At 59.1% G+C, this 1776-nt stretch carries 1 protein-coding gene; it reads left to right on the plus strand.

What is annotated here, in order from left to right:
* Positions 1 to 337 precede the first annotated feature (337 nt).
* A partial coding sequence (locus ACW5W4_RS18830; RefSeq protein WP_456690408.1) for a retention module-containing protein occupies positions 338 to 1776 on the plus strand: 1439 nt, incomplete at its 3' end.

Below are 1776 nucleotides of genomic sequence, written 5' to 3' on the forward strand. Positions count from 1 at the left end.
TACCCTCGCTGCGTGAAGCCAAGGCCACAGAAGTACAGTGTGAAAAAAGCCAATAAAAACAATGCCAGTCAGCCTTAACTGACTGGCATTACGCCGCTGGGCGCCTTTTTTAATCACCATTGGTTGTAACCAAAAAGCAACAATATCGAAAAGTATTATAAGGACCCTTTCGGGGCTTTCTCTAACATATTGTTTTCATGAGCCAAGTAGCCAGCATTCGATTTGATTCAGGCTTTTCCCTCTTCTGACACGAACCCGGTACATTTTTGCAACGGACACCTTGGCGCTTCGCTCATAGGGTTGATACATCGAAACCCTCTGTGTTGGAGTCAAGGCTATGCGTACCCAAATGATCGAGAAGAGTGTCGTCGTTGCCTCAATGGAAGGTGACATTCTGGTGGTCAACGCCGATGGCAGCACCCGTCCGTTGCAAGGGGGCGAGACACTGCCACCCGGCACCCAGTTGACCCTGAGTGATGATGCCAAGCTGGTGCTGATCACCCCGGAAGAAGCCGCCGCCCTGGCGCAGGGATCCTCGGTTGCCCCCGAAGCGGATATCCCGACCGATGCCGCAACACCAGATGGCACTGGCACATCGCTCGATCCCAATGACATAGCCGCATTGCAACAATCCATCCTGGAAGGGGTCGACCCGACTCAGAGTTTTGAAGCCGCTGCGGCCGGTGGCGCCCCAGCCGCAGGGGGAGGTGACATAGGAGGTGTGGCTGGTGCCAGCGGCAACGGTGGTTTTGTCACCATCAGCCGTACCGCCGGTGCGACCATCGCCCAGGCTGGATTCGACACCAGCCATGACACCCAACAGACCATCGACCGGATACAAGAAGATCTGCCCGACCTCGACAACGAGTTGAGTGATCTGGACGAGCAGGTCAGCGTCGCGGAAGATGGCCAGCTCAACGGCAACCTCCTCGACAATGCCAGCAACCCGGATGGACCGGACGCCGCCAGCGTGACCCTGTTCAGCTGGGGGGACAATGTCAACGTGACTGCGGGATCCACTGTCACCATCCCGGGGGTAGGCACCCTCACGGTCAACGGCAACGGCGACTACAGCTTCACGCCGGCGTTGAACTATGACGGTCCAGTACCGCCGGTGAGCTACAGCGTGACCGATGGTACCGATGTGGTGGACTCCACCTTGACCATCACCATCACGCCCGTCGATGAAGGGGTCAGCCTGACGGGGCTGAACCTGGCCGGTGGTGAGCTGGTGGTCAGCGATGCCAACCTGGCCGATGGCACCAACCCGAACCCGGCTGCACTGACACAAGGGGGGGTCTTCAGCTTCAGCGCGCCAGACGGGGTGCAGACCCTCAGCATCGCCGGCCTGGCGCTGATCACGAACGGAACCGTGACCACACTCCCGCAATCTCTCACCACTCCCCTTGGCAATAGCCTGCAGATCACCGCGATCAGTTTCGATCCCGTGACGGGCGCCGGCAGCATCAGCTACAGCTATACCCTGCAAGATAACGAGAGCCACGTAAAACCGGCCAACGATACCCAATTGACCGAGAGTCTTCTGGTCACCCTGGTTGACAGCGATGGCGACACCACATCAGCAAGCCTGGATGCCGTGATCCTCGATGACGTGCCGACGGCCAAGGACGACGTGGGCGGCATGGTGACGGAAGATGAGGTGGGCGGTCTCGCTGGGGACGTGCTGGCGAATGATGTCTCTGGTGCGGACACCCTGGCGGCGTTCGTGGGCTGGAGTGCGACGGGACACAACAACGACACCGCATTGACGGCCCT

It is taken from the genome of Aeromonas crassostreae, from assembly GCF_054052445.1.